A 6444-nucleotide genomic window follows, 5' to 3' on the forward strand; every position below is an offset into this window, starting at 1 on the left:
ATGGCCCAGCGCGCGGTCGGCGCGGCCAAGGCAGGTGGCCGCAACCTGCAACCGAGTCGCCCCCAGCCACGAGTTCGCCACTTCAAAACCCTTATGCGCTTCCCCCAACACTTGCGCATCCGGCAAACGACAATCGTCAAACTCCAGAACCCCATTGGAATAACCACGATGCGAGACGTTGCGATAGCCGTCGCGCACGGCAAAACCCGGCGTCCCTTTATCGACAAAGAACGCCGTGATCAGCTTTTTCTTCCCGCGCGGGGTGTCTTCCTCTCCGCTCGCCATAAACACGATCGAGAAATCTGCGATGTCGATATGGCTGATGAAATGCTTGGTGCCGTTCAGTACCCAATCCCCGCCATCCCGCCGCGCCGAGGCTTTCATGCCGCGCAGGTCGGACCCGGCGCCGGGTTCGGTCATCGCCAGGCAATCCCACTTTTCGCCTCGGATACAGGGGTAAAGATAGCGTTGCCGCTGTTCCTCGGTTCCCGCCAGCAGGATATTCGACGGGCGCGCCACGCAGGTCCAATGCAGCGCGTAATTGGCGCGGCCCAACTCCCGCTCATAAAGCAGCCATGACAGGGTATCGAGACCCGCCCCGCCCACCTCCTCCGGCATGTTCGCGGCATAAAGGCCCGCCGCAATCGCCTTGGCTTGTATCTCGCGGATAAGCTCCATGCGCAGATGGCCGGTGCGCTCCACCTCTGCCTCATGCGGGTACAGTTCCGCCTCGACAAAGGCGCGCGTGGTGTCCACGATCATTCGTTGCTCGTCGGTCAGCCCGAAATCCATGGCTCAGCCCCTTTGCCCGGTCGCGCGTCCCACAGCCTTTGGGCGCGGCAGATCGGCATGGGCGGCGGCGATGGGCAACAGCCGGTCAAGGATCGCTTTCGGCGCGTTGCAGGCCCGGCCCGCTTTCATATCCACATGCAACAGCATCTGCTCAACCGTCGCGACATCCTGCCCACCCTTTTTGATGGAGATGAAAACATGCAATCGCTTTTCATCCGCAAAAAGCACTTGCAACGTCCCGGTCAGATGGTCGCCCAGTTTGGCCTCACCGCGATGCATAATATGGCTTTCGGCGGTGTAATAGCTGTGCCCCCCCGCGACATACTCCATATCTGCGCCGATGAACCGCAGGAACGCATCGACCGTTTCCGAGGACGCAAACAGATAGCGGCTTTCAGTCATATGGCCGTTATAATCAATCCAGCTTGGCAAAACCTGCATTTGTGCCATGACCATAGGTGCAGCCGAAATCTCATGTGTGCCATCGGCAAAGCCTGTGCGACGGCGCTCGTCATGTTCGCGCAGAACCTTGCCCGCACCCCAATCGCGGTCCTTCAACGCGCGCAAAAAGCCAACGAGATTGCTGTCGCGTATACGTTCCAATTCACGGATCGTGTAAGCGCCCGATTGTTCGTCCGACTGGCCTGCAATCAGGTCGACCAGCTCATCCGTAAACTCGGGCACATCGGTCAGCTTGGTCCATGGCCACTGCAAACACGGCCCGAATTGCGCCATGAAATGCTTCATCCCGGCCTCGCCCCCTGCCACGCGATAGGTTTCAAACAATCCCATCTGGCCCCAGCGCAGGCCAAAGCCCATGCGGATCGCCTCGTCGATTTCTTCGGTCGTGGCGATGCCATCCTTGACCAGCCACAGCGCCTCACGCCACACCGCCTCCAGGAAGCGATCAGCAATATGGGCGTCGATTTCCTTGCGCACATGCAAGGGGAACATGCCGATTTCGCGCAGGATTTCCTTGGCCCGTTCAATGGCGGCAAGGTCGCTTGCAGGCGAAGGCACCACCTCTGCCAGCGGCAAAAGGTAGACCGGATTGAACGGATGCGCGACAAAGATCATCGCCGGGTTGGCCGCGTTTTGCTGCAACTCGGACGGCTTGAAACCAGAGGTGGAGGAGCCGATCAGCGTTTCGGGGCAGGATTGCTGGATCTGGGCGAAAACGCGGTGCTTCAACTCCAATCGCTCCGACACCGATTCCTGAATATACTCCGCGCCCTCCACCGCTTCGGTGATGGTGTCGGCCATGGTCAAAGTGCCTTCGGCCAGCATCGGAATATCAGACAGCGCAGGCAATGCCGCCCGCGCATTGGCCAGAACCTCACCGATTTTGCGCGCGGCCTCCGGGTCCGGGTCAAACACCGAGACGTTCCAGCCGTTCAGCAAGAACCGAGCCGCCCAGCCGCCGCCAATAACCCCACCACCAATAATCGCTGCCTTGCGTTCCATCTGCTTAACCTTCCCTTTCAATCCATCATTGCCACGAATGCCGGCAGTGTCACCGCCACCATTATTGCAAACCCAACCCCCCGACGGACCCAGTTCCCGCGCCCGTTCCGCCACAATATAACCGCTTGCGTCGCCAGGCCCCAAAGGGCGGCCCAACCAACCAACATCGCCGACAACACATAAACCAACCCGCCAAAAAGTTTTGCTTGGTTGGCTTTGTCTCCTATGACCCACAAAATGACCACGCAGCAAACTGCGCCGATACATACCGCCGCCCACGCCCTCCACCTCCGCGCAAGAAGGGGTACAGAAAAGCTGGTTAATCCAAGAGCGATCCAAGCAGCGATTTCGATTGCATCCTTTGCCATAACGGCCATCGCCTCACGCCCAAGCCTTCTCTCACTTCGGCAAAGGTGCCCGCTTCTCCAGCTTCAAGCGCGCGCGCACTTCAGCAGGCGTGATGACCCGCGCACCCATCGCCGTGATGATGCCCACGGCCCGCTCCACCAGTTGCGCATTGGTCGCAAGCACGCCCTTATCCAGCCACAGATTATCCTCCAATCCCACGCGCACATTGCCCCCTGCGAGCACTGCGGCGGCAACATAGGCCATCTGGTTGCGGCCAATGGAAAACGCCGACCAATGCCAATCTGCAGGCACGTTGTTGACCATCGCCATAAAGGTGTTGAGGTCATCGGGCGCACCCCATGGCACGCCCATGCACAGTTGCACCAAGGTCGGTGCCGGGATAATCCCCTCCCGCGCCAGCTCTTTCGCTAACCAAAGATGCCCGGTGTCAAACGCCTCAATCTCAATCCGCACGCCTGATGCGGCCATGCGTTTGGCCATATCGCGCAACATGCCGGGGGTGTTGACCATCACATAGTCAGCCTCATTGAAATTCATCGTGCCACAATCGAGGGTGCAGATCTCGGGTCGGCACTCCACGACATGCGCAACCCGTTCCGCTGCACCTGCCATGTCAGATGAAGCCGCCATCTGACTCATCTTCTCCGTACCGTCGAACATCAAATCGCCGCCCATTCCAGCCGTCAGGTTCAGCACGACATCGGTGTCGCTGTCCCTGATCCGCTCGGTCACTTCGCGGTAAAGCGCCGGATCACGCGCAGGCTTGCCGGTTTCGGGGTCGCGGACGTGGCAATGCACCACCGCAGCACCTGCCTTTGCCGCGGCAATCGCACTTTCGGCAATTTGCGCGGGAGAGCGTGGCACATGCGGACTGCGATCTTGCGACCCACCAGAGCCTGTCACCGCACATGTGATGAAAACTTCGCGGTTCATTTGCAGTGGCATTGCCGATTCCTCCTGATTTCGGGTGAAGCTTAAAGCGCTTGGCAAAGCAGGTTTTGCGTTTTACGAAATATTCATGACAATACACGCATCAATTTTCAGCCCCTCCGCCGATCCCCTGACCATGGCAGTGCTGGTCCTGCCGCAGGCCTCCATTCTCGAAGTGGCCAGCACCCTTGACCCGCTGCGGTCCGCCAACCGACATCTCGGGACGCAAGCCTATCGCTGGCGGGTGCTGTCCCCCGATGGTCAACCTGTGCCGCTGACCTGCGGAATTGAGCTACCCGCAACCGGCGCATTGGACAAGGCGGCAGGTGCCGATGCCCTGGTGGTGATCGCCGGGTTCAAGCAGGCAGAGGTCGCAAACCGCCCGCTGATCGCCGCGCTGCGCCGCGCCGCGCCGCGTTTTGCCATGATCGGGGCAATAGATGCCGGTCCCTGGGTGCTGGCCCGCGCAGGCCTTTTGAAGGGCTACCGCGCCACGGTGCATTGGGAGGATTTTGAGGATCTTTCCTCCGCCCATCCCGAAATAGATGTGGTTCCCGACCGCTATGTGATTGACCGCAATCGCTTTACCGCAGGCGGGGCCGCCCCCGCCGCTGATCTGATGCTGCACCTGATCGCGCAGCGGCAGGGCGCCGCCTTAGCGCGTCAGGTTGCGGCGAGCTTCATCACGACGCCGCGCGACGGGGCCGATCCGCAAATGCAAGCCGAGCGCCCAAGACTGGATCCTCGCATCGCCGGAGCTATCGCGCGGATGGAGGCACAGCTCGACGCCCCCGAACCGGTGGCTGAGCTTGCCCGCAACCTTGGCCTTTCGCCGCGTCGGCTGGAAATGCTGTTTCGCAGCACGCTCAACCAAAGCCCAGGTGCCTACGCGCTTGGCCTGCGCCTCGCCGCCGCGCGCCGCCTGATCACCGACACCCATCATCCGCTGTCAGAAGTCGCGCTGCGCACCGGCTTTTCCAGCCAATCCACCCTGAGCCGTGCCTTTCAACGTGAATTTCGTCGCTCGCCTTCGACGCTGCGTAGACCAAAGTAACCGGGATACGAATTCTCTTCGAAAATTCTGATTATTCGCAGAATAATCGTAAACAACTTATGCCAAATCCAGCAAGCCACGCCCTTTCAACAAAGGCTCCACTCCCGGCATCCGGCCCCGGAATTGCGTATAAAGCGCCTCGGGGTCTTGCGATCCACCCGCCGAAAGGATGAACTTTTCCAGCCTCGCGGCTAACACCGGATCGAACGCATCGCCCGCCTCCTCAAACGCGGCAAAAGCGTCGGCGTCCATCACCTCCGACCACATGTAGCTGTAATACCCCGAGGAATAACCGTCGCCCGAAAACACATGCGCGAAATGTGGCGTCGCATGGCGCATCCGGATCGCATGCGGTAGCCCCAGTTCCGCCAGAACCTCCGCTTGCATCACCATGGGATCGGCGGGCGCCGGGCCATCGTGAAAGGCCAGATCGACCAAGGCAGAGGCCAAAAACTCCACCGTTGCGAACCCCTGATCATAGGTTCCCGCTGCCAGTAAGCGTTCCAGCATATCGGCGGGCATCGCAGCCCCGGTTTCCACATGGCGCGCGTGTTTTTCCAACACCTCCGGCACCTCCAGCCAATGCTCATAAAGCTGGCTTGGCAGTTCCACGAAATCCCGCGCCACAGACGTACCAGAGATGAAACCATAGGTCACATTCGACAACATCTGATGCAGCGCATGGCCGAATTCATGGAACAGGGTCCGTGCATCGTCGTAAGACAACAGCGCCGGAGCGCCCTTGGCGAAATTGCACACATTGACCACGATTGGCCGCACATCACCACCCAGCCTGCGCTGGCTGCGCATCGCGGAACACCACGCACCGGACCGCTTCGATTCGCGCGCGAAGTAATCCCCGATGAACACCGCGATATGCCTGCCCTCGCGCGTCACCTCCCAAGCCCGCGCGTCCGGGTGATAAAGTGGCAGGTCAAGCGCCCGGAACTCCAACCCGAACAAGCGGTTGGCGCAATCGAAGCAGGCAAAAATCATCGCCTCAAGCGACAGATACGGTTTCAACACTGCCTCATCGAGATCATGCTCCCGCTTGCGGCGCTTTTCGGAATAATACCGCCAATCCCACGGCTCCAAAGCGCCATTGATGCCATCTGCCTGCATCATCGCCTCCAACACGGCCGCATCCGCATTTGCCTTCGCCTTTGCAGGTTGCCACACCCGCATCAACAAATCCCTGACCGCTGCGGGCGTTTTCGCCATTTCCGGCTCCAACTTGAAAGCGGCGAAATTGGGATAGCCGAGCAATTTTGCCCGCTCCTCCCGCAAGCGCAAGGTTCCCGCTGCAATCGCGCGGTTGTCATTGGCATTGCCATTTTCACCCCGCGCCACCCATGCGGCATACGCTTTTCGCCGTAACTCACGCCGGGGCGAAAATTGCAGAAATGGAACAATCAGCGATCGGTTTAGCGTGATAACCGGGCCAGAACATCCTTTTTCCGAACCAGCCGCACGAGCGGACTCGATCACGAAATCCGGCAACCCTTCGAGGTCATCTTCTGCAATTTCCATGAACCATTCGCGCTCATCCGCCAGCAGGTTTTGCGAAAACGCTGTTCCCAACACCGCCAGTCGTGCCTTGACGGCCGTGAGCCGCTCCGCCGCTCCGCCGACAAGCTGCGCGCCGGCGCGGATGAACATACGACGATAGAGTTCCAGCACCCGCAACTGTTCCGGTCCCAACCCGTCGCGTGCCTGCCAAACCGACTCCACCTTCGCAAACAGCGCCTTGTTGTTGGTTACCTCGGAGGCGAAGGCGCTCATCTTCGGGGCCAGATCGCGCTGCAAAGCCTCGCGGGCGGCGTTGCTGTCGGCCC

General features: G+C 60.2%; 5 protein-coding genes. 1 reads left to right on the top strand and 4 read right to left on the bottom strand.

Annotation, left to right across the window (positions count from 1 at the left end; translation table 11 throughout):
* The 3 genes from L0H65_RS12255 to L0H65_RS12265 all read right to left on the bottom strand — a co-directional run.
* Positions 1-792: acyl-CoA dehydrogenase family protein (locus L0H65_RS12255; RefSeq protein ID WP_301459338.1), on the bottom strand; the 792-nt coding region annotated here is incomplete at its 3' end.
* Positions 793-795: 3 nt separating this feature from the next.
* Positions 796-2256 carry a carnitine 3-dehydrogenase gene (locus L0H65_RS12260; RefSeq protein ID WP_301459339.1) on the bottom strand — a complete coding sequence of 487 codons (1461 nt, stop codon included), beginning with the start codon at positions 2254-2256 and terminating at the stop codon, positions 796-798.
* A gap of 399 nt (positions 2257-2655) precedes the next feature.
* The gene (locus L0H65_RS12265; RefSeq protein WP_301459340.1) at positions 2656-3570 is read right to left on the bottom strand and encodes a 3-keto-5-aminohexanoate cleavage protein; all 915 of its coding nucleotides are present in this window, start codon (positions 3568-3570) and stop codon (positions 2656-2658) included.
* A gap of 73 nt (positions 3571-3643) precedes the next feature.
* Between L0H65_RS12265 and L0H65_RS12270 the strand changes: the two genes are divergently transcribed.
* On the top strand, positions 3644-4609 hold the full coding sequence (locus L0H65_RS12270; protein ID WP_301459341.1) for a GlxA family transcriptional regulator: 966 nt from the start codon (positions 3644-3646) through the stop codon (positions 4607-4609).
* A 57-nt stretch (positions 4610-4666) separates the two neighbouring features.
* Here the strand turns inward: L0H65_RS12270 and L0H65_RS12275 are convergent.
* Positions 4667-6444, bottom strand: a 1778-nt coding sequence (locus L0H65_RS12275; protein WP_301459342.1) for a M3 family metallopeptidase, incomplete at its 5' end; no start/stop codon positions are given.

The sequence above is a fragment of the Pseudorhodobacter sp. genome (genome assembly GCF_030452865.1).
GTDB lineage: Bacteria > Pseudomonadota > Alphaproteobacteria > Rhodobacterales > Rhodobacteraceae > Pseudorhodobacter.

Coding starts and splice junctions, on each gene's coding strand:
- L0H65_RS12260 (WP_301459339.1), bottom strand. CDS start 2,256: ATGGAACGCAAGGCAGCGATTATTGGTGGTGGGGTTATTGGCGGCGGC.
- L0H65_RS12265 (WP_301459340.1), bottom strand. CDS start 3,570: ATGCCACTGCAAATGAACCGCGAAGTTTTCATCACATGTGCGGTGACA.
- L0H65_RS12270 (WP_301459341.1), top strand. CDS start 3,644: ATGACAATACACGCATCAATTTTCAGCCCCTCCGCCGATCCCCTGACC.